This window comes from Bacteroidota bacterium (assembly GCA_016713925.1).
In the GTDB taxonomy this organism is placed as follows: Bacteria; Bacteroidota; Bacteroidia; order AKYH767-A; family OLB10; genus JAJTFW01.
Genome location: JADJOH010000008.1, coordinates 577,000 through 599,131, shown reverse-complemented (window position 1 = coordinate 599,131; position 22,132 = coordinate 577,000). Strand labels below are relative to the sequence as shown.

The window sequence follows — 22,132 nt, the reverse complement described above, 5'->3', positions numbered from 1 at the left end:
CACTTCAGAAGAAAAGGCCATCACTCTCTGTCCAGCGTAAAATAATCATTCATCGGATCGAACACATAATCGATCCAGCCATTGCCATGTTTGTCGGCTTCTTCCTGTGAAGGAAAACCGGTATGAATTAAAACCACATCAGTACCGGCAGCATGTGCAATGAATCGCATGTGCACGGAAGAGGGTTTTGCTTTCTTCTCCCATTCTGTAGGCTTCCAGGTAAAGCCGAGCTCTTTGCCGAAAACAAAATGCCTAACCTCTCCTTTTACCCAACCGTCAAACATTTCAAAATGTCCACCGGGTTTTGGTTCGATCACCGAGAGTCCTCCACCCCATGCGGCAATGATGCCGGGATCTGTCATCGCTTCAAACACCTCATCGGGTGTGGCGTAAACAACAAAGGTTGTTCTGAATGTAAATGCTGCCATTGTATGTCTGCTAAATTAATTGTTGCATGGCTTACCGGAATTCTTCAGATTATCGTAAGCCGGATTATCTATAAGACGATCTTCTATTGAATAAAACTTATTCTTTGAGTGAACTTTTGTCCATCTACGGTCATGCGCAACAGGTAGACACCATGGTAGGCTGCACCATCTAATTCGTACACCATCTGCCCTGTTTTGTTTCCAAGATCTACGCGCTGAAGTAAGCGACCTTGCATGTCCAGCACTTCCAATTGTACCGGGGCCGATTTCTCCAAATCCATTTTAACATTCATCTTTCCCTGAGCAGGATTCGGATAGGCTTCAAAACCGAACTGTTGAGCTGTTAATTCATTGACAGCTGTTACACCCGACACATTAATATCATCGATATAAATATTATTCCCATTCACATTGGTAAATTCAAATTTCACTCTGACAGAGGGTCTGTTGGATGCATTGGGCAGGTTTACAACCAGAGTATTCCATTCTGCAGATGAAGGAATAAAATTACTGCTTGTATTTGGCGCAGTTCGCAATGCTGCACCTTGAAACGAATACCTCATCTGCCACGATGAGCCGCAGTTTGTGGAAACGAAGACCCGCAGCATACTACTATCGCTATTATTCTTTGATGCAAAAGCATATTTAAAGCTCACCTGCGCTCCGTTTACTCCGTTAAGGTTAAGCGTTGGTGTAATGACAGCATCAACACTTCCACCCGGATTACCACTTTGGTTTGTTAAACGCAGTGATTTTGTTCCTGTAGCGCCCGTAAGTGTACTCAACGACCATGCATTTGTGTTCCCGAAATTTTCAACAGACCATTCGCCTCCGGGAAATGAAATGGATTCAAAACTCTCAGCATAGGGTGCAGGATTAGTTCCCGGATTTGGGAATACTTCTACGATCCCGTTTCTGGTAATTACATCTCCACCAACACCATTTGATACTGTCAAAGTCACATCATACACGCCTGGTGTGCTATAACTCACTATGGGGTTAGCCGAAGTATCGGTAGCTGGATTTCCTCCCGGAAACTGCCATGATCTTGAAGTGACCGTTCCTCCCCAGGACACATCTTTAAAATACACGATACCGCCCTGACAAATAGCATATTTCTGTACATTAAAATCAGCAACAGGAGCACAAGTTTGGAGTGACATGTCCGGTGTTGGTTCCGGTACTTATCAGATTTGAATTGGTCCAGAGGTTATTCCGGTTACCGATCGAAGAATTCAAAGCAGCATGCATCGCCATTTTCTGACCTTCTGTAAACATATAATGGCAACTGGCATAATCCATATAATTCTGAACATTGTCAATGGCACCGCAGGTCGATTGAGCGGTATTGCAGGAAAAATCACTCGTTCCGATCGTGTTCGGTGTATCTGAAATTCCATCATCTGAATTACAATTGGAAGCAATGCCCGGACTGTTAGTAGAGCCCCAGGTATGCGGCAGATCCAGCCAATGTCCGACTTCATGCGTCAGTGAACGCTCCGTATAATTTGATCCGCTGCTGGTACCTATACCACCTACATAATCATGCCGGATCACCACACCATCAATAGCTGCAGAAATTCCGGGATAATAGGCGTACCCTGCGGCACCACTTTCGATATTCTTTACCACCCAAATATTAAAATACTTATTAGACGGCCAACCGACGAGTGCCTTCACATTGTCACTGGCAGATGCCGTAAGCGGAGAATAGGTACGTGTAATTCCATCCGTACAATTCCCGAAGGGATCCACATTCGGTAACACCAATTCAATCTGACAATCCGCAAAAATGGGTTGGAATAAAGGAATCACCATTCCCGTGTCAGGATTCAGCTTTTGAAAACTCTTATTCATAATATCCACCGCATCCAAAATCTGCGCCTTACTGATATTTTCTGTTCCATAAGTATGAATCACATGAAACACTACAGGAATCTTATAAATCACAGTTCCTGCAGTGGAGATGGACCGGTTGGCTTGTTTCAAGAATTCACTTCTAAAGGACCTCAACGCAGCGTTACGAACTGCTGCATCCGGATCAGCATTTACTGCCTCCAACCACTTTACATCCGTATCACAACTCCGAAACGGAATATCCTGACCATTCACCCTCGTGATAAACAGCGAGAAAACTATAACTATTCCAATGATATTTTTCATGTTGATTTTTTCAATTTATGCAATAAATAACGCCCGAACAGAATATCCGGGCGCTATTTTAAACCTTAACTAAATGATGGCTTACTTTATTACTACTTTCTTTGTTACTGCTTTATCACCGAAAGTCAATCGAACAAAATATACACCCTTGGCCAGATCCTGACTCATGGTGTACTGGTGTTCTCCTGCGGGTAATTCATCAGTGAACGTGCTGATCAAACGTCCCTGAGCATCTGTCACATCAATTTTCACAAGACCGGTATAGGTCATGTTGAAATCCACATAGGTGAAAGATGAAGAAGGATTCGGATAGACGATAACGTTAGAATTGTCGGCATTCACCTCGTCTATCCCCACTGTACCGTTGATATTGATATTATCAATGAAAATATTATTTCCGGTATCGTGGTTAAACTCAAAACGGAATCTGATATTGGGTCGGGTAGAGATGGAGGTTGGTGTAAGACTGACTGTTTCCGTTCTCCATTGAGTAGAAGATGGATAAAAGTCATTTGCGATAGCAGTTGTAGTTGTTGCAAGACTTGCGCCCTGCTTGGCATAACGCGGCATCCAGGTTTGTCCGCAATTGGAAGAGAAATACACAGTCAGTTTATCGTCATTGGTTCCGGTTGAAGTAGGATAAGCAAAAGCCATGTCAAAAGTCATGATGGTTCCGGTAACACCCGTGAAGTTGAATGCATTCGTTATAAACTCATCCGGACCTTTATCATTATTTGAAAAATTATAAAGGTTGATGGAATATTGACCGGTGGCTGCGGCTACATTATTTACTTCCCATTCGCTACCGCCATTGGCATTTATATTTACCCAACTGTTGGCAGTTGGAAATAATCCACCTTCAAAACCTTCAGAGTAAGGTACAGAGGTCGTCACATTATTCGGACTGACAATCACAATTCCGGTTTCCGTTTTAGAATCTGTTCCTGAAGCATTAGTTACAGTTAAAGTAACATCATATACACCGGGAGTATTATATACTACCAGCGGATTTCTTGATGTATCTGTTGCCGGAGATCCGCCAGGGAATGTCCATACCCTGGAAGCCACTTCACCTCTCCATGAAATATCAACAAATTGAGTGGAACCACCTTCACAAATCAAGCGAGGGCGGGGAATGAAATCCGCTTTTGGTGCGCAAAGGACGGCAGGTGAGCCATCCGTACCCGTTAAGACAAGGTTATTAGCATTCCATAAATTATTTCTTCCGCTGGTGGCACTGGCCAATGCTGCATTCATTCTGGCAGACTGTCCAACAGAAAACATATTCTGGCAATCGCCATTGGTATAATCCATATAATTCACATACATGTCGCCATTAGGAGCATTACCCGGGCAACTGCTTAGATAGGGCCATGTTGGGCAGATAGATAAATTGGCCTCATAATGAGGAGGGGTATCAGAAACGAAATCATTTCCACAGGTATTGTCTCCCCAAATATGACGAAGATTTAACCAGTGACCTACCTCATGTGTCGCCGTTCTTCCTGCATTCCCTGTACCGGCAGCAGTTCCGATATTGCCCATAAAATCATGTTTAATCACCACACCATCTGTCAATGGGGATCCTGTACCGGGGAACTGCGCAAAACCGATTACCTGACCGGGCGAACCACCTGAATTCTCAATACTGTTGACTACCCACATGTTCAGATATTGGTTGCTTGGCCAATAACTCAATGCTTTCACATTGTTTCGGGCATTCACTGTTAAAGGAGAATAAACACGAACGATACCATCGGTACAATTGCCATTTGGATCCAACTGCGCGAGTCGGAATTCAACTTGTGTATTTCCAATCAAGGGTTGAAAAACGGCAGGACAATTTGTTGTATCTGCATTCAACGCATTAAAATCTTCATTAAGAATATCAATCTGATTCTGAATTTGTGCTTTTGAAATGTTCTCCGAACCGTTAAAATGGATCACATGCACTACTACCGGAATAACTTTTACTACCGCAGCACCTTTCTCTGTGGCGGATTGATTTTGTTGTTGTTCGAGATACTGTTGCGTCCACAGTTCCATCGCCTCTCTGTTTCTTAAAAGTTGAGGATCTTTTGCAGCAGCCTCCTGAAACATAATTTCAGTAAGACACTTTTCCTGGGCAAACAAACTACCGCCTGCACTTACAAGCAGCGACATTACTATAGTTATAATTTTTTTCATGCTATTTGAATTCGTTTTTTTGTTTTGGAAGCACTAAGATACGGATAAGATACCTCGTTTTTAGGTTACATAAGTTGCAGTAGCTGAACCGTTACGGGAATGCGAATTTATAAATTGCCTGAATACGAAACAGATAAATTATAAAAAAGATAGCCCTCACTGAAAAAAATCTTCAGTAAGGGCTACAAAACCTTGATTATTTACAATTATATGACTCTTTTAGGAAGCGCTCTTCAGTTCCTGCAGCTTGACTTTCAACTTGTTTATTTCATCTTTAGCCTGCTGAATCTTATCTTCATACTCCTGACGCAAAGCCGCAGCATTTTTTGAGTTCGCAAAGAATCCCAGATTATTCTCCCATAATTGCACTTCACCGGTCAGCTTATTGACTTTACTCAAGAGGTTGCGCTGCTCGTCATTTCCTCCACCATCCTGATGCTGTGGCTTATAGCTACGTTCTGAACGCTCATTGCGCTCCGGACGATCCTGACGCTGACGGTAGGATTGCTTGTACTCCGGCTTGGCTTTTAAGGCATCGAAATGCACTTGAATCGCTGCACGAAAACGTTGCTGGATATCATCTTTCTGCTTTAGAGGAACCAATCCGATTTCAGTGAATTTCCTCTGGAATGTCTTCAATTGCTCGATGGCTTCATTAGGATCAGCCGGAAGTGCGAATTCTTCAACAGCTTTTATCAATTCATTCTTCTGTTCCAGATTTCCGGACTGCGCCTGATCCTGATCCGAGAAATGAGCTGTTTTACGACCGAAGAAATCATCACATGCTGCCTTAAAGCGGTGCCAGATCTTTTCATTCTGCGACCCGGCAGGTCCTAATTTCTTCCATTCCTGTTGCAGGCGAATCAACTCATTGGCCGTATTTTTCCAGTCGCTGCTTTCCTTTAAACTTTCTGCCTGAATACAGAGTTCTGTTTTGGCTTGCAGATTCGTAGCATATTCCTGCTTTTTACTCTTATAAAACTCATCCTTATTCTTAAAGAACTGATCACAGGAAGTTTTGAATTTATGCCAGATGGAATCGTTATGCTCCTTCCCGGCGGGACCAATTTTTCTCCACTCGCCCTGAAGTTCCAGCAATCGCTTCAATCCATCCTGCCATTGCTGATGTTTATCAAACTTCTCCTTTAAAAACTCCTCCACTTTAGCAACCAACTCATTCTTCGCATTGAAATTATCATCAAAGAATTTCTTTTGCGAGTCGAGGTAAGAACGCTTATTTTCAAATATTTTATCGACAGCTGCTTTAAATCGCACCCATATTTCCGTTCTCTTCTCTCTTGGGACAGCACCTATTTCGCGCCATTTATGTTGCAAGGCCTGAATATCCTGCAGGGCTTTGTTCAAAGATGGCTCGAGCAGCAATTCTTCTGCTTTTTCACATAAATGCATTTTCATTTCGAGATTTTTCTTCATCTCGAGATCCTGCAACTCCCGATTCAGACGGATAAACTCATAAAACCGATCGCTGTAGAGTTTATAGGTCATCCATAAATCATTCACGTTTTGCGGAGGCACGGGACCGATACTTCTCCACTTCGCCTGCAGGTCATGAAATTCATTAAAAGCCTTCGACATATCTTCTTCTTTCTGCAAGATGTTTTTCATCTGTTGCAAAATCTCATTCTTTTGTCGAAGATTCTCTGTGCGGATTTTTTCCTGACCGAGCACAAACTCAGAGCGACGTTTCTGGAAATATTTATAGGCTTCTGAAAGGCGTTCTTCCAGCGCATCTTTATAATCAAAATCTTCTTTCACTCCACCTGCTTCTATGAAAGAGGCGAAGGCAAGATCTTTTTCCTGATTAAAAATGGTTAAAAAGGCTTCACGTGCAGCATACACACTATTCTTTACAGCATTCAGGTCATTCTCCTTACTAAGCGCTTCCATTTTAGTCACGAGCTCTTCCTTTGACATATGCCCGAAGCTCTCTAATGGCAAAGCTTCCACTTCTTCATGGTGCTCCGCTATGACATCAAGATGCGCTATTTCTTCTTCATGATGAGGCACAAGCGTCTCTTCAGCAGGAATTTCAGCTTCTTTCACCGGTTGCTCTAACGGAGTATCTGCTACCTCCGCGACGGGGGTCTCGGCCTTCACTGTTACCGGGCTTACCGTCTCCTCCGTGATTTGCACCTCCGATGCTGCATGAACTGCATTAGGTGTCTCGGGATTTGAAGAGCTGTTTTCTTCCTGTAATTCAGACTTTTCATTTGATAAAGCAGCTGAATTGTCTGCTGTGATTTCCGGATTCATTTGCTCCTCCGGGTTAGTTGGCTTGCTATCCATTTTTGTTGTGTGAGTTCTGTTCGCTGTTTCTGCGAACCTATAGATCAATACTTATTTAATAGAGTTTAGTCCTCGTTCATGCATGACAAAAAAAGCTCCCCGTTTATTGGGAGCTTGTACAAATATACTTCAAAAAAAAGCCCAATGCAAGTGTTTCATGTCATGGTATCATTATTTTTGTATTTCGAAAATAATAAGTACTAATTTTAAGCTTTTAACTAAATATACGGGGTGTGGCGCAGTTGGTAGCGTACCACGTTCGGGACGTGGGGGCCGGAGGTTCGAGTCCTCTCACCTCGACTTAACTCCCACAACTTCCTGTTTGCTAAAATCTTTCTATTAAAATCCGGAAGTATAATTTTCCATTTCTTAAACCGGCTGCATCTCTAATTAAAAACCGCGGCGCAGTGATCATTCTTACAATTTAACGGAAACACGATCTTCATTTCATCAATATGATTATCTTCGTTTTATCAACCCTCCATAAAATGAAAAAAATTCTATTTCTATTCGCGATGGCCGTCATGGTCATGACGTCGTGTCAATCCACAAAAACAGCGGCTGTACGAAAACAACAATTTAGCGGAGAGGGATCTTCAGAGAATCTGAGTGCGAGGAAATTATGGGAGCTGGAACGTCAGGCGGATCCGAAAACAGGAAAGATTCCTTTTATGATGAAAGAAAAGGAGCAGGCTTTTGCGGCAACACTTCCCGGAAATTATTCGGCCGCCCGAACAAGTACGCAACAGGTTCCGTGGCAATTCCGTGGTCCATCTAATCTGGGTGGTCGCACAAGGGCATTTGCGATAGATGTCACCAACGAAAATGTACTGTTCGCCGGAGCTGTTTCCGGTGGACTCTGGAAGAGTAGCGATGGCGGGAATACGTGGAACAGAGTCACCTCTGTGGCAAGTTATCAAGGCATCAATGCCATTGCACAGGATACCCGCACCGGACATACCGATACCTGGTATTACCTGACCGGTGAGGCTTATGGTACTTCTGCCAGCGGAGGAGCTGCATTTTATCTGGGAAATGGAGTTTATAAATCTACGGATGGAGGCTTAACCTGGAACTCACTGGCATCTACTACTTCAAATACACCACAAACCTTCGATAATGTTTGGGATGTGACCTGGAATATTGTCACTGATCCATCCAATACCACACAAGAAGAAGTGTATGCTGCCATGTATGATGCCATCTACCGCAGTGTCAACGGGGGTACTTCATGGTCTTTGGTAAAAGGAAATGCCGGTACACAATCCTTGCAGGCGTATTTCACCGATGTGGCCGTTTCGCCTACAGGAGTTGTATTTGCCACTGTCAGCAGTGATGGAACCGTTGCTCAAAAAGGCATCTGGCGGTCACCCGATGGCGTTACCTGGACCAATATTCTCCCGCCTAACTTTCCGGCAGTATATGACCGACAAGTGATCGGTATTGATCCCAACAATGAAAATACAGTTTACTTTTTCGGACCTACTCCCGGCTTCGGCAGAGTCAGCACCGACTTTCAAGGCGACACTTTATACAATAGTTTGTGGCGTTATGAATATGTATCAGGAACCGGTGCAGGAGCAGGTGGAGTATGGACAGATCTTTCACAGAATCTCCCGGGAAATATTGATGTTTTCAACGGGATGAATACACAGGGAGGATACGATGTAGTAGTAAAAGTTAAGCCGGGTAATCCGAATATAATTTTCCTTGGCGGTACTAATATTTTTCGATCCACTTCCGGATTCAACGATTCATTAAATACAACTGTTATTGGAGGGTACGCCATCGGCGCGGCATTGCCCTTTGTAGATGAATATCCGGGTCACCATCCTGATCAGCATGGACTCTTCTTTCTACCTTCCAATCCGGATATCATGTATTCGGCTTGTGATGGTGGTATCTCCCGTTGCGACGACAATACAGCATCAAATGTAGTTTGGAATGATAAGAATAGCAGCTATATCTCCTCACAGTTTTATACGGTGACATTGGACATGAATACGACAAGCAATTTAATTTTAGGTGGATTACAAGATAACGGTACCTACACTACGAACTCCGTGAATCCTCTTGATCCATGGGTACATTCCTTTGATGGTGATGGTTCTTATTCTGCCATCGGCAACAGCACGGATTATTATTTCTCAAAACAACAGGGACGTGTGTATAAAACATTGCTTGACGCCAACGGAAATGTTACTTCCTATCGAAGAATAGATCCTATCGGTGCCACGAACTATCAATTCATCGCTCCTTTCGTATTGGATCCCAACAATCAAAACATCATGTATCTGGCCGCCGGAGAATACATCTGGCGCAATGATGATCTCAGCGGAATTCCGTTGACGAATGAATTTGATACCATCTCCATCAACTGGACACAGCTTCCCGACACGCTTATTACAGCAGGAGAGGTGATCACAGCGGTCAGCATCAGCACGGTTCCGGCACATCGGCTCTATTATGGCACTAACAGAAAGAATATTTACCGTCTGGACAATGCGAATACCGGAACACCGGTTCGTACTACCATTACTTCTAATTTATTTCCCGCTTCAGGATATGTGAGTTGCATTGCCGTGAACCCTCAAAACGCCGATGAGTTGATGGTGGTTTTTAGTAACTACAGTGTGTATAGTCTGTGGCATTCAACAGACGGAGGCACTACATGGGCAAAAGCGGGTGGGAATCTGGAAGCAAATATTTCAGGTACCGGCAATGGACCCTCTATGCGTTGGGCAAGTATATTACCATTGCAGAGCGGCGGAACGGTATATTTTGCCGGAGGAAGTACAGGATTGTATGCAACGACAACGCTGAACAATACATCCACTGTCTGGATACAACAAGGCGCAGGGAATATAGGCACCTCCATTGTGAATATGATTGCAGCGCGTTATGCAGATGGATTGGTGGCGGTGGCTACACATGGAAATGGAATGTACAGTGCAAATATTACTTCCCTCAACGATATCACCTCCTTGAATTCAACCGACGATTTAGAGACGTTTCAACTTTTTCCCAATCCGGCAGCCAGAGAAATAGCTGTTCTACTTCCTACCTCTTTCAACTCCGGTCCATTACAGGCACGTATCACAGATGAATTAGGACGTAACGTTTGGCAATCCTCACCCACTCCCTCATCAGAAGGAAAATTCACCGTTCCCGTGCAAGCACTTCGCAGTGGAATTTATTATCTGATACTGGAACAAAACGGGAAGAGATTGGCGAGAGGTTTTACGAAGAAGTAGGTTAAGATAAGCCGGCCACAGGAAGCAACTATTTATAAATTCATTAACTAGATACTGAAAATGGAAGTATGTCGAAATTAAAAAAGAAAGACAAGATAAGAATAAGCATTGGTTGAACAGGAAAAACTATTGCTTATTTGTGATGGGGGCTTGTTCCTATTTCGTCTTTCCTGACAAGAAGGTAGCCGGTCTAGCCAGGCGGGGACTTGCCGGGAGCGGCAGGGCTAGGCAAATGCCATATAAAAACTTAAGGCAAATTTCTTCCAATAAAAGAACTTTTTTGCACAACGCTTCAATGTTCTTATCTTTAGACAAAGTTTCAAACCATGAAATCAATGAGCCTCCAGTTAAGAAAATTGAACCTTATTGAATACCTACTAGGTGTTCAAGACGAAAAAGTTTTTGATAAAATCGAATCGACCATTCAAAAAAGCATTAAAAATGTGAAACCAGGCGATGTTGTGTTCACCAAAAACGACCTGATCGAAAGAGTAGAATTCACTAACAAGCAAATAAAAAAAGGGCACACTTTAACTCAAAAAGAATTAGAGCAGCAATCTAAAAACTGGTAGTCTGAATGGCACAAATTATCTGGACCTATTTTGCAACATTAGAGCTCAAAAATATTTACCTGTACTATAAATTAGTAGCTAATAAAAGGGTTGCAGACAAGATAAAAAAATCTATTTTCCTTACTACTAAAAAACTCTCTAAAAATCCTCTACTTGGCCACATAGAAGAGAATTTAACAGAACTTAAACAAGGGCATCGCTATCTGGTTGATGGCAACTATAAAATTATTTATAGATTAATTAATGATGAAATTTACATTGTGGACATTTTTGACTGCAGACAAAATCCACAAAAAATGAAATTACATCCTGGTTAAAAGTAGTTGTCCAGCCCCTAACAGGGTAGCCCTCTCTGCCTGCGCATTATAAAGAATTGGGAACGATAAAATATCAGCATTCGCTAAAGATATTTCTGACAATCCTGTTGTCACGAGGCAGCGTTGCTCTTTCTCACTGTTGTAAACTTTGATCGCGGTGGTAAACTTTGATTGAGATACTCTACCACCATATATCGTCATGAAAGGAGGAGACGCGACAAGCTACAGCATATCATTTCGGACGGCAAACTTTAGTTACATTTGAAATGTAGCTTTATTAATAATAATTTAAGTTAATCCCCGCCATAGCAACCCCCACGCTCTCCCTTTTACAATCCTCTCAAATCAACAAAGCTTCATCAATTGATTGTGCAAACTCACTTTATCATTCACCCTTGCTGATAATTGCTCAATGGAGATCCGTTCCTGCAGCATGGTATCACGATCGCGGATGGTCACCATATTGTCCTCGAGTGTCTGATGATCTATCGTTATGCAGAGCGGTGTACCGATGGCATCCATTCTTCGGTAACGCTTACCGATAGAATCCTTCTCTTCGTAAATGCAGAGATGGTCGAATTTGAGGCGATCTAAAATTTCGCGTGCTTTCTCAGGGAGTCCGTCCTTTTTCAGCAAGGGAAGTACGGCGACTTTATAGGGAGCAAGAAAGGGAGGAATCCGCAATACCACACGTGAACTTCCATCTTCCAGTATTTCTTCAGCATACGCTTGTGAAAGTGTAGCTAAGAAGAGACGATCCAAACCGATGGACGTTTCAACCACATAGGGAATGTAGTTTTCATTGTCCTCCGGATCAAAATACTGTTGCTTTTTACCGCTGAACACTTCGTGACTCTTTAAATCGAAATCTGTCCGGGAATGAATTCCTTCCAGTTCCTTAAATCCAAATGGAAATTCAAACTCGATATCACAGGCCGCATTGGCATAATGGGCGAGTTTGATATGATCATGAAAACGATATTTATTATCCGGGAAACCAAGACTGCGGTGCCAGTTGATGCGTGTTTGCTTCCACTTCTCATACCATTCGAGTTCTGTTCCGGGTTTTACAAAATACTGCATTTCCATCTGCTCAAACTCCCGCATGCGGAAAATAAACTGACGCGCCACAATCTCATTACGAAATGCCTTGCCGGTTTGTGCAATACCAAAAGGAATTTTCATCCTGCCGGTCTTCTGCACATTTAAAAAATTCACAAAAATTCCCTGCGCTGTTTCCGGACGCAAATATATCGTACTCGAATCTTCACTCACAGAACCTACTTGAGTACTGAACATCAGATTAAACTGACGCACGTCGGTCCAGTTACGGGTACCACTCACCGGACAAGTAATTTCAAGGTCGATGATGATCTGTTTTACTTCCTCCAGATTATTCTCCTCCAGTGCCGATTTAAAGCGGACATTAATTTCGTCGATCTTCTTCTGATTCTCGAGCACACGTGGATTGGTGGAGAGGAACATCGTCTCATCAAAATTCTCAAAGCGCGCACTCGCCTTTTCTACTTCCTTACGGATTTTAGCTTCTATTTTTGAGATGTATTCTTCAATCAACACATCCGCACGGTAGCGCTTTTTTGAATCTTTATTGTCGATGAGCGGATCATTAAATGCATCCACGTGTCCGGAAGCTTTCCAGGTAGTGGGATGCATAAAAATAGCAGCATCAATACCCACAATATTTTCATGAAGCTGCACCATCGACTTCCACCAATAATCGCGGAGGTTTTTCTTCAGCTCAGCTCCCTGTTGGCCGTAATCATAGACTGCACTGAGTCCGTCATAGATCTCACTGGACTGAAAAATAAATCCATACTCCTTGCAATGGCTGATAATATTCTTGAACAGCTCTTCTCCTGTAAGCTTCTTAATCGTAACTGTAGACATAGCGGCAAAAATAGCATATTCTAAAGATTCGGGAGATTGTATAAGGATTAAGGTGATATCAAAAAGCATAAACTACAAACAAAAGAGCCCTCCAAACCGGATCCCGAAAAGACCCTGCCAACAAATCCGTGAAAATCATAATAATCAGCGTCATCCGCGATCTATTGTAGAATTTTATAGAATACGATAATCATTTTTGCACTTTTGCAGAATGCCTTCAATATACCTGGATCATAACAGCACTACCCCGGTCGACACCAACGTTTTGGAAGCCATGCTGCCTTATTTCAGCGAGAAATTCGGGAATGCTGCCAGCAAGACGCATACGTATGGATGGACTGCCGCTGCTGTGGTGGAGAAAGCCCGCGCACAGGTGGCCGAACTCATCGGTGCTGAACCTTCGGAAATAATTTTCACATCGGGAGCAACGGAATCATTAAATCTGGCCATTCGTGGCGCCATGGAAGCCTATGCACAAAAGGGACGACATTTAATTGTTTGCGCTACTGAACATAAAGCTGTTTTAGACACCGCGAAAGATTTAGGATTTAAAAATATTGAAACGAGTTTTTTACCGGTAGACCGGGAAGGCATCATCAATCCGGATGAGTTAAGAAAATTAATTCGTGAAGATACGGTGCTGGTTGCTGTGATGATGGCGAATAACGAAACAGGGGTGGTGCAAGATAGTCGGGGGATTGGTGAGATTTGCAGAGAACGAAAAGTGTTGCATCTCAGTGATACAACGCAGGCCATTGGAAAGATCAGAGTGAATGTGAATGAGAATAAGTTGGACCTTTGCACCCTCTCTGCGCATAAAGTATATGGACCAAAAGGCGTTGGTGCATTGTATGTAAGACGGAAAGACCCACGTGTAAAATTAATTGCTGAAATCACCGGAGGCGGACATGAGCAGGGACTTCGTTCAGGCACTTTAAATGTTCCGGGCATCGTTGGAATTGGAGAAGCCTGTCGGTTAGCCGGAGAAAATTTATGGGACTATGGGATCCATACTTCGCGCTGGCGCACGCTCCTCGAACAACAGCTCACGCTACATCAGCGCGGCTACATCAATGGCAGTATTAAATCACGCTTACCCAACACCACGAACCTCCACTTTCCCGGTTTAAAGAGTGAACAGCTCATCAAAGCCTTACCTGAAATTGCTTTCAGCATGGGCTCCGCCTGCACCTCTGCCCTACCTGAACCCAGTCATGTACTTCGGGCGATGGGTTTAAAGGATGTTGAAATAGATGGGAGCATCCGAATCAGTATAGGAAAAGATACTTCTGAAGCAGAAATACGAGATGCGATATTTCGGATAGGCGCAACGTTAGATACACTTCTTGCTAAAAAGGGAATCTAAGTCACCGGATTCCCATCTTGACCTTGAGTTCATGTATCCTGATGAACAGATTTTCTAAATTACTATTTATCAACTCATTGCCATTCCCGTTTGTTTATAATTCGTAAGGAAGGTTAATAAAAACCATATATAAATTACCATTTCATCCCTACCTTTGCCCATCTACAGTTATTATTCTTCCACCCATGTTTCCGACACAGTATACCGGACAAATTCTTCAGCGCTACCCTTATCCGAATATCATTACGGAGGAGGAAAAGCGACGCGGATTCAACGACCTGGTTCATGAACTTTCGGTAGCTTTTGAATTGCCGGGAGAATTCAACCCGAAATCATTCATGCATTTTCCGGTTGATTTAATTCTGGATTATATCCGCAAAACGCATCGTCTTTACATTCACAAGAAGCTTCCTGAAATGGAACAAAGTATTCATTTGCTTTTACAGGATTATTCCGTGGACCACCCATTGCTCTCCATCTTACTAGATTTTTATTCTTCTTATAAAGTCAATTTGACCCTGCATATATGCGAAGAGGAGCAGCATTTGTTACCTTATATAGATTTCTTACTGCACGCGGAGAATAACTACTTCAATTTATATCATTTCTATCAAAAAAGCGATCGCTATTCACTTCAGGAATTTGAAGAAGATCATCATGATGATACAGAAAAGGATTTGCAGCAAATCCGTGAAACGATATTGATGTATGATCCGCCATTAACAAATAAAACTCCCTACAGAATACTTTTACATCAGCTTCAGAATTTTGAACGCGATTTAACTGTCCATGGACTGATTGAAGACACTGTACTTCTGCCCAAGATGAAAGTCACTGAAAATTTTCTGCAGGAGGAATTTTTAAGAAGGTTGAAGAATAATTAAAAAAAGGGAAGCCCCGTTGCATGCAATGGGGCTTCCCTTTTTTTGCTTCCGGCTTCCGGCTTCCGGCTTCAGGCTACCAGCTTCCGGCTTCCGGCTTCCAGCTTCCGGCTTCCGGCTTTTTGCTACTTGCTATTGCAAATAATAGAACACTGAAATGAACAACTTTTGAAACATTAAACATTAAACATTAAAAAGGAAGCCCCGTTGCATGCAACGGGGCTTCCTTTTTAATGTTGGCGGGAATTAAAAATCTTCGTTGAATTTCAGTTCCTGATCGGCGCGATCAACGCCTACACCGGCTTTCTTATATTCGGAAACGCGCTTCTCAAAGAAATTGGTTTTACCTTCAAGAGAAATGGTTTCCATAAAATCGAAAGGATTATCGCTATTATAGATTTTCGGATAGCCGAGGGAGTTAAGAAGACGATCAGCAACAAATTCGATATACTGACACATCATTTTTGCATTCATACCAATTAAATTTACCGGCAATGCATCGGTCACGAACTCTTGTTCAATCACCACCGCATCCCTGATAATAGTAGTGACTTCTTCTTCCGTCAACTTATGTTTCAGCATACCATAAAGTAAACAGGCGAATTCACAATGCATACCTTCATCGCGTGAGATGAATTCATTGGATGTGGCTAATCCCGGCATCAGTCCGCGTTTCTTTAACCAGAAGATAGAACAGAAGGATCCACTGAAGAAAATCCCTTCTACAGCAGCAAAGGCAACCAGACGGTGAACAAATGAACCATTGTCAATATATCGAAGCGCCCAATCTGCCTTTCTCTTTACGCAAGGTACTGTTTCAATCGCATTAAAGAGTTTACTTTTTTCAGCAGGATCTTTCACATAAGTGTCAATGAGTAGTGAATACATCTCCGAGTGAATATTCTCCATCATAATCTGAAAGCCATAAAAGCAACGGGCTTCCGGAAGCTGAACAGCATTCATCATATTCACTGCCAGGTTTTCATTCACGATACCATCGCTGGCTGCGAAAAAAGCAAGGACATGAGAAATAAAATGACGTTCTCCATCATTCAGGCGCTCCCAGTCTTTCAGGTCAACAGAAAGATCAACTTCTTCTGCTGTCCAGAAACTATTTTCAGCCTGTTTATACATTGCCCAGATTTTGTCATATTTAATCGGGAATAAAACGAAGCGTTCTTTGTTTTCCTGCAACAGGAGTTCGTCGTTGTAATGGTTGTCGCCCATGAAATTTTGTTTATTTTGATTGGTATAAATGAAATGAGATTAGCAGTACAAAAGAAGCGAAAACTAATTCCTTAGACAAAGAAAGTGGCTTTATCTTTTGAACAGAATCGGCGGTGTTTTGAACAATTTTGATACTATTGGAATACGGTTGAAATACGGTTGAGATACAGTTGAGATACGGTTGAGATACAGTTGAAATACAGTTGAGATACAGTTGAGATACAGTTGAGATACAGTTGGAATACAGTAGGAATACAATTGAAATACAGGTGAGAAGGGTGGGATTGTGGAAATGTGGAGTTGTGGAAATGTGAAAATGTGGAAATGTGGAATTGTGGAATTGTGGAATTGTGGATTGAATTAAGATTAGGTTAAATAGTAAATAGAAAACTATTTATTAATTTAAATAATAAAGGGTTCGCTGATGCGAACCCTTTATTATTTTGTGTAAAATATTTATTAACCGAGGTAAGCTTTGAGGAGCTTATTTCTGGAGTTTTGACGTAATGTTTTGATGGCCTTTTCTTTTATTTGACGTACACGTTCACTGGTGAGGTCAAATTTTTCGCCGATCTCTTCTAAAGATAAGCCATGCTGGATGCCAATTCCGTAGAACATTTTGATGACATCTTGTTCACGCTCACTAAGAGTAGCCAGGGAACGGTTGATTTCTTTCTGAAGGGATTCGTTAATTAATGCAGAATCGGCACCCGGACTATCACCGTTTTCAAGTACATCCAATAAAGTAGAATCTTCTCCCTGAACAAGTGGCGCATCCATTGAAACATGCTTTCCGGGCATTTTCATGGTATTCGCAACTTTGTCCATTGGCAGGTCAAGTACTGCGCTTAATTCTTCCGGACTTGGTTCACGTTCAAATTTTTGCTCCAGTTCAGAAAATGCCTTTTTCACTTTGTTGGCAGCACCTAATTGATTGAGTGGCAATCGAACAATACGAGCTTGTTCTGCTAATGCCTGCATGATACTTTGACGAATCCACCATACGGCATAAGAGATGAATTTAAAACCGCGGGTTTCATCAAACTTCTTTGCAGCCTTTATTAAGCCCAGATTGCCTTCATTGATAAGATCCGGAAGGCTAAGGCCTTGAGTTTGATATTGTTTTGCAACTGATACAACGAATCGAAGATTGGCCCGTACTAACTTTTCTAAAGCGCGTTGATCACCTGTTCTGATCTTCTGAGCAAGTACAACTTCTTCCTGAGCAGTAATAAGTTCTTCTTTTCCAATTTCCTGTAAATACTTTTCAAAAGAGGCGCTTTCGCGGTTGGTAATGGATTTCGTGATTTTTAGCTGACGCATATCTTTCTATTTATTAATACTTTACGCACAAAAAACTCCGCAGAGATGTCTTTCAAACAGGGGTGCAAGTTACATAATATATTCTCTTTGTCAATACCTTTTCTTAATGTTCTGATAAAATAACTAACCAACTGATGTTAATGTTGGGCATCTCAGCGAAAATCAAACGGATAGCATATCAAGTTAGTATTTGTATACCTAAATTTAGTTAAGAGGGTTCGAAACTGTCCATCCAACTTAATAAACCATGGCTTGTTGAAAACCAATATTCAAGTTCTCGATTTCAAATCAAGTACTTGCTAAATTAGCCATGCACTCATTACCAACTTTTAAATGAAAATTAAAAGAGATCAACAAAAGGAATTAAAGAAAATCGAGATGAACCTACATCAACTCGAACGCTTGTCGACGCAGTCCGGATTTATACTTGACGATCTGCTTGAAATGAAGAACTTCCCTGATATTTCTGAGCAACAGCGAAATGCGGCTTTTCATCAGGCTGCCAGCCGTCAACAGGTTTTTGAAATTTCCAGACGCATGTCTGAAAAGAAAGACCGTGAAAAGGTTGTAGTGAAGTTAGCCGGAAGAAGATAAATATCCTTCTACTTATTTTTCACTATTTTACGGAGCTCAAATTCATTCTCAATCCGATGACGGGAGTTTCCTCAATAGTAAGTCTGCACCAATATTTTACAGTAAAAAGATTCAGACTTTTCCTTCTTCCTTTTTTTATGTTGTTGTCTATTTTTTCTCCTGTTCATTGTCAAGATGGAGATTTTTACCAGTTTTTATCTGAAAATAACTCCCTTAACGAGTTTCTTAAGCCACAACTCTCGAACCGTTTACTTCCTTTTGCCGGTAACGAAACTGTGAACAAAAAAAGGTTGCAGGTGGCTATAACCAACAAAAACGACAAAGCTATAGTAGCCAGCTCGGGGAATCTGGGGCTTCTCTATTTAAAAAAGGAAGAACCTGCCACAGCTTACAATTATTTTAACACATCTCTGGAGGCAGCAAAGAGGATCAATAGTCAAAAAGCAATCGGTATTGCCCTTCTTCAATGTGCTTTGGCCCAACAGGAACTTAAAAACTTCAGTACCGCCATCTCCCTTTACACTGAATCCTCCACAGTAAATGGTCAGGGTAAATTACCCAAAGTGACTGCTTTTATCCTTGCGCAGACCGGGCAATGTCATGTTTCCTTAAGAGAATATGAAAAAGCGGAAATGTTTTTCAGAAGAGCGGCAAATGCCTATTCGACGTTGAAGATGAATCCACAAGCTGCGGTTTGTTACAATAGTATCGGTGAAGTTTACTTACGTCAAAATGATTTTAAACATGCTCAGGAAAACTTCAACACCGGCTTAACGATCATTGCTACAGAGAAAGAACCCAAACTAAAAGGTCTCCTTCATAGAAATCTGGGCTTAACAGAATTTAAGCGCGGCCGTTTTGAGATGGCATTAGAGTATTTTCATAAAAGTCTTAGCTATGAAAATCAATTAATAATACATAAACTGATCAAGGACTCCTATCTGCAATTGTTCACTTATTTCAGCTTCAGCGATAATTTTACGAAAGCAGATTTCTACCATGAAAAGTATCGCGATTTAAAAGATTCTCTTAGTACCGCTGCCAAAAAAACTCCATCCGGAAAAATTGCTTTAAAAACAGAACTTGAAGAAAAGGAAAGGGTAATTGACCTCTTACAAAAACAATATCAGGAACAATCCCTGGCAAGCAATGCCAAACAACTTGAGCTCAGTCAGATCATCACCAAAACAGACATTGCTTTACAGGAAAAAGATCAGGCTCTCGAGGAAAAAACGGCAGAAGTGGAGCAACTTACCAGGGAAAAAGCCATCAGTGAAAGGGATCTGGCTTTGAAAGAATTGATGATCAGTAAGCAAAAAAATTTCAGAAACCTGCTGATTATTCTTTCTGCCTGCGCCATTTTCTTTGTACTCCTGTTGTATAACCGTTATACTTTTAAGAAGAAGTCGAACGTTAAACTGATACAATCCAACTCTGAACTGGAAGATACCTTGAAACGTTTGCACGCCACCCAGGATCAGCTTATCCAAAGTGAAAAGATGGCTTCACTGGGACAGCTGACAGCAGGCATAGCGCATGAGATTCAAAACCCTTTGAATTTCGTAAATAATTTCTCGGAAGGGGCGCTGGAAGTGATTGATGAATTTACCTCGACGGAAGATCCCATAGAACGAAAAGAACTTGCCGATGAATTAAAGGGGAGTTTGAGTAAAATTCATGAACACGGTAAGCGAGCGGAACGCATTGTAAAAAGCATGTTACAACATAGCCGGCAGGGCTCTGATGAAAAAGAAATCGCCGATGTCAATCAGCTCTTGCATGAGGCTGTTAATCTGGCCTATCATGGTATGCGTGCTAATCACAAAGACTTTCAATGCGCGATTGAAGAAAACCTGCAAGCTGATTTACCCAAAGCCGAAGTTGTACAGCAGGATATGAACCGCGTGTTTCTGAACTTAGCCAATAATGCCTTTTATGCGATGCGTGAGAAAGTGCAAAAAGAAAATGGGGGTAAAAGCCTGTTAAAAATTTCTACTGTATTGAAGAATAATAAAATTGAAATCAGATTAAGAGATAACGGTCCCGGCATACCTACAACCATTGCCGAGAAAATTTTTGAACCATTCTTCACTACAAAGCCCAGCGGTCAGGGGACGGGGTTAGGACTGAGCATGAGTTTTGACATCATCAAAAACAGGCATCAGGGAACGCTACAATTAGACAGCAGGGAAAATGAATATACTGAATTTATAATTACCATTCCTATTAAAGGATAAATGTCTTCAAAAATGACTATTAAAATTCTGATTGTTGACGATGAAAAAGATGTGGAGCTATTGTTCCGGCAACGCTTCCGAAAAGCTATTCGGGAAGGGTTGGTAGAACTTGAATTTGCTTTCTCGGGAGAAGATGCCTTGAGTTTTCTGAGAAATCCGGATAGGGCGGATTATGCATTGATCCTCTCTGATATTAATATGCCGGGGATGTCAGGGTTTGAGCTGTTGCAAAAAGTAAAAATTGATTTCCCTGAATTAAAAGTCATGATGATATCAGCATACGGTGATGACGAACATCAAACAAAGGCGAAAAATCTGGGCGCCGATGATTTCATTACCAAACCTGTTGATTTCAAAGAACTGGAATCGCGTTTACGTTTATATCCCAACAATAATGAATAACCATCCATTGAATATTCAACCACGGGTAAGGAGCAGCACTTTTCTGCTGACGACCGTCCTGGTACTTTTCGGATTAAATAATCTCAATGCCCAATCGGTTCCCGTTTTAATAAATGCAAACCTCACCTCACCCGACTCAGCGGTGATGTACACAGCGATAACGAACACGCTCGTCCTTAAAGGGATATCAGAAAGTGACAACATCCGTTTGGAAAGAACCGGTGGCCCCATTGAAATGAGAGCAGGAACAGCGATCCGTGCAAGACTTGTCTACCGTGAAAAAGGCAGTGATACTATTCGGGTATACAACGATCAAAAAATGATCCTGGAAAAAATATATGATGTACGTCCATTGGGAAAACCTGTGGCTGCACTAAAAAACTTTCGCGATTCGATGGCGAGTGTCGCTGTTATCCTGGCAGCAAATGAACTGGAAGTTTACTTTACCGGCTCTATGTACAAACCTATTCCCGCAAACAGAGGGTTTACAGTTGAAATATATAATAAAGACCGAAAGAAAATAAAATCCCTTCGTATGGAAAAAAACACTTTCAGCGAAGAACTAAAAGAACAATTGAAAAAAGCGGAGAGCGGTTACACCGTTGTGTTTCGTAACATCAATGGCCTCTTTCCAAAAGAAGAGCAGATCGTTGTTGAACCATTAACCATCTATGTTAAATAGAGCAATTAACTTAGTTCACATTCAATTTGTTGGTTAAAAAGAATATTTTTTAGTATATTAGCGATCAAAGTGATAATTCAGAATTCAGAATTCAGAATTCAGAATTTAGAATTTAGAATAAAGGGTTGAGAATTGAGAATTGAGAATTGAGGATTGAGGATTGAGGATTGAGATTAAAGATTGAGATTAAAGATTGAGATTAAAGATTGAGATTAAAGATTGAGATTAAAGATTGAGTAAAAAGAAAAATAATTCTGAATTCTGAATTCTGAATTCTGAATTAA

Annotated in this window: 17 protein-coding genes and 1 tRNA gene; 10 read left to right on the top strand and 8 right to left on the bottom strand. The window is 41.7% G+C overall.

The annotated features are described in order from the left end of the window. Positions 1-20 precede the first annotated feature (20 nt). The 5 genes from IPJ86_16655 to IPJ86_16635 all read right to left on the bottom strand — a co-directional run bounded on the left by IPJ86_16655 (position 21) and on the right by IPJ86_16635 (position 7,085). Positions 21-428, bottom strand: a complete 408-nt coding sequence (locus IPJ86_16655; GenBank protein MBK7888852.1) for an SRPBCC domain-containing protein — start codon at positions 426-428, stop codon at positions 21-23. 83 nt (positions 429-511) lie between these two features. Further along, positions 512-1,591 (bottom strand): T9SS type A sorting domain-containing protein, encoded by a 1,080-nt coding sequence (locus IPJ86_16650; GenBank protein ID MBK7888851.1) that lies wholly within the window; start codon positions 1,589-1,591, stop codon positions 512-514. Continuing rightward, positions 1,560-2,591 carry a hypothetical protein gene (locus IPJ86_16645; protein MBK7888850.1) on the bottom strand — a complete coding sequence of 344 codons (1,032 nt, stop codon included), beginning with the start codon at positions 2,589-2,591 and terminating at the stop codon, positions 1,560-1,562. Before IPJ86_16645 ends, IPJ86_16650 begins: the two co-directional genes overlap by 32 nt. An 81-nt stretch (positions 2,592-2,672) precedes the next feature. Next, positions 2,673-4,778: a T9SS type A sorting domain-containing protein gene (locus IPJ86_16640; GenBank protein ID MBK7888849.1), complete on the bottom strand. Its 2,106-nt coding sequence runs from the start codon at positions 4,776-4,778 to the stop codon at positions 2,673-2,675. A 219-nt stretch (positions 4,779-4,997) separates the two neighbouring features. Further along, entirely contained in the window at positions 4,998-7,085 is a 2,088-nt protein-coding gene (locus IPJ86_16635) for a DUF349 domain-containing protein (protein ID MBK7888848.1), read from the bottom strand. A gap of 227 nt (positions 7,086-7,312) precedes the next feature. Here IPJ86_16635 and IPJ86_16630 point away from each other — a divergent pair. The 4 genes from IPJ86_16630 to IPJ86_16615 all read left to right on the top strand — a co-directional run bounded on the left by IPJ86_16630 (position 7,313) and on the right by IPJ86_16615 (position 11,228). Next, positions 7,313-7,385, top strand: a tRNA-Pro gene (locus IPJ86_16630). Between the two features lie 188 nt (positions 7,386-7,573). Next, positions 7,574-10,339, top strand: coding sequence for a T9SS type A sorting domain-containing protein (locus IPJ86_16625; protein MBK7888847.1), 2,766 nt, complete (start codon positions 7,574-7,576; stop codon positions 10,337-10,339). A gap of 335 nt (positions 10,340-10,674) precedes the next feature. After that, entirely contained in the window at positions 10,675-10,911 is a 237-nt protein-coding gene (locus IPJ86_16620) for a hypothetical protein (protein MBK7888846.1), read from the top strand. Between the two features lie 5 nt (positions 10,912-10,916). Then, a complete protein-coding gene (locus IPJ86_16615; GenBank protein MBK7888845.1) occupies positions 10,917-11,228 on the top strand; it encodes a type II toxin-antitoxin system RelE/ParE family toxin in 312 nt (103 codons plus the stop codon). Between the two features lie 345 nt (positions 11,229-11,573). Here IPJ86_16615 and IPJ86_16610 read toward each other — a convergent pair whose 3' ends face one another. After that, the gene (locus IPJ86_16610) at positions 11,574-13,136 is read right to left on the bottom strand and encodes a glycine--tRNA ligase (protein MBK7888844.1); all 1,563 of its coding nucleotides are present in this window, start codon (positions 13,134-13,136) and stop codon (positions 11,574-11,576) included. A gap of 211 nt (positions 13,137-13,347) precedes the next feature. Here IPJ86_16610 and IPJ86_16605 point away from each other — a divergent pair, with 211 nt between their 5' ends. Together IPJ86_16605 and IPJ86_16600 are read left to right on the top strand one after the other, a co-directional pair. Further along, positions 13,348-14,502, top strand: a complete 1,155-nt coding sequence (locus IPJ86_16605; protein MBK7888843.1) for a cysteine desulfurase — start codon at positions 13,348-13,350, stop codon at positions 14,500-14,502. A 185-nt stretch (positions 14,503-14,687) separates the two neighbouring features. Continuing rightward, positions 14,688-15,386, top strand: a complete 699-nt coding sequence (locus IPJ86_16600) for a hypothetical protein (protein ID MBK7888842.1) — start codon at positions 14,688-14,690, stop codon at positions 15,384-15,386. A 243-nt stretch (positions 15,387-15,629) separates the two neighbouring features. Here the strand turns inward: IPJ86_16600 and IPJ86_16595 are convergent, their stop codons facing one another. After that, positions 15,630-16,610, bottom strand: coding sequence for a ribonucleotide-diphosphate reductase subunit beta (locus IPJ86_16595; protein MBK7888841.1), 981 nt, complete (start codon positions 16,608-16,610; stop codon positions 15,630-15,632). 459 nt (positions 16,611-17,069) lie between these two features. Next, positions 17,070-17,933 carry a sigma-70 family RNA polymerase sigma factor gene (locus IPJ86_16590; GenBank protein MBK7888840.1) on the bottom strand — a complete coding sequence of 288 codons (864 nt, stop codon included), beginning with the start codon at positions 17,931-17,933 and terminating at the stop codon, positions 17,070-17,072. A gap of 333 nt (positions 17,934-18,266) precedes the next feature. Between IPJ86_16590 and IPJ86_16585 the strand changes: the two genes are divergently transcribed. The 4 genes from IPJ86_16585 (at position 18,267) to IPJ86_16570 (ending at position 21,848) form a co-directional block, all read left to right on the top strand. Further along, positions 18,267-18,527 (top strand): hypothetical protein, encoded by a 261-nt coding sequence (locus tag IPJ86_16585; protein ID MBK7888839.1) that lies wholly within the window; start codon positions 18,267-18,269, stop codon positions 18,525-18,527. Between the two features lie 275 nt (positions 18,528-18,802). Continuing rightward, positions 18,803-20,764 carry a tetratricopeptide repeat protein gene (locus IPJ86_16580; GenBank protein ID MBK7888838.1) on the top strand — a complete coding sequence of 654 codons (1,962 nt, stop codon included), beginning with the start codon at positions 18,803-18,805 and terminating at the stop codon, positions 20,762-20,764. A gap of 18 nt (positions 20,765-20,782) precedes the next feature. Continuing rightward, on the top strand, positions 20,783-21,166 hold the full coding sequence (locus IPJ86_16575) for a response regulator (GenBank protein ID MBK7888837.1): 384 nt from the start codon (positions 20,783-20,785) through the stop codon (positions 21,164-21,166). Continuing rightward, positions 21,159-21,848, top strand: a complete 690-nt coding sequence (locus tag IPJ86_16570; GenBank protein ID MBK7888836.1) for a hypothetical protein — start codon at positions 21,159-21,161, stop codon at positions 21,846-21,848. The genes IPJ86_16575 and IPJ86_16570 overlap by 8 nt, the downstream gene beginning before the upstream one ends. Positions 21,849-22,132 lie beyond the last annotated feature (284 nt).

What these genes read in the sequence shown, in the direction of transcription:
- IPJ86_16600 (MBK7888842.1), top strand. Translation starts at nt 14,688, where the DNA reads ATGTTTCCGACACAGTATACCGGACAAATTCTTCAGCGCTACCCTTAT.
- IPJ86_16655 (MBK7888852.1), bottom strand. Translation starts at nt 428, where the DNA reads ATGGCAGCATTTACATTCAGAACAACCTTTGTTGTTTACGCCACACCC.
- IPJ86_16615 (MBK7888845.1), top strand. Translation starts at nt 10,917, where the DNA reads ATGGCACAAATTATCTGGACCTATTTTGCAACATTAGAGCTCAAAAAT.
- IPJ86_16640 (MBK7888849.1), bottom strand. Translation starts at nt 4,778, where the DNA reads ATGAAAAAAATTATAACTATAGTAATGTCGCTGCTTGTAAGTGCAGGC.
- IPJ86_16595 (MBK7888841.1), bottom strand. Translation starts at nt 16,610, where the DNA reads ATGGGCGACAACCATTACAACGACGAACTCCTGTTGCAGGAAAACAAA.
- IPJ86_16625 (MBK7888847.1), top strand. Translation starts at nt 7,574, where the DNA reads ATGAAAAAAATTCTATTTCTATTCGCGATGGCCGTCATGGTCATGACG.
- IPJ86_16620 (MBK7888846.1), top strand. Translation starts at nt 10,675, where the DNA reads ATGAGCCTCCAGTTAAGAAAATTGAACCTTATTGAATACCTACTAGGT.
- IPJ86_16570 (MBK7888836.1), top strand. Translation starts at nt 21,159, where the DNA reads ATGAATAACCATCCATTGAATATTCAACCACGGGTAAGGAGCAGCACT.
- IPJ86_16590 (MBK7888840.1), bottom strand. Translation starts at nt 17,933, where the DNA reads ATGCGTCAGCTAAAAATCACGAAATCCATTACCAACCGCGAAAGCGCC.
- IPJ86_16645 (MBK7888850.1), bottom strand. Translation starts at nt 2,591, where the DNA reads ATGAAAAATATCATTGGAATAGTTATAGTTTTCTCGCTGTTTATCACG.
- IPJ86_16635 (MBK7888848.1), bottom strand. Translation starts at nt 7,085, where the DNA reads ATGGATAGCAAGCCAACTAACCCGGAGGAGCAAATGAATCCGGAAATC.
- IPJ86_16610 (MBK7888844.1), bottom strand. Translation starts at nt 13,136, where the DNA reads ATGTCTACAGTTACGATTAAGAAGCTTACAGGAGAAGAGCTGTTCAAG.
- IPJ86_16650 (MBK7888851.1), bottom strand. Translation starts at nt 1,591, where the DNA reads ATGTCACTCCAAACTTGTGCTCCTGTTGCTGATTTTAATGTACAGAAA.
- IPJ86_16605 (MBK7888843.1), top strand. Translation starts at nt 13,348, where the DNA reads ATGCCTTCAATATACCTGGATCATAACAGCACTACCCCGGTCGACACC.
- IPJ86_16585 (MBK7888839.1), top strand. Translation starts at nt 18,267, where the DNA reads ATGAAAATTAAAAGAGATCAACAAAAGGAATTAAAGAAAATCGAGATG.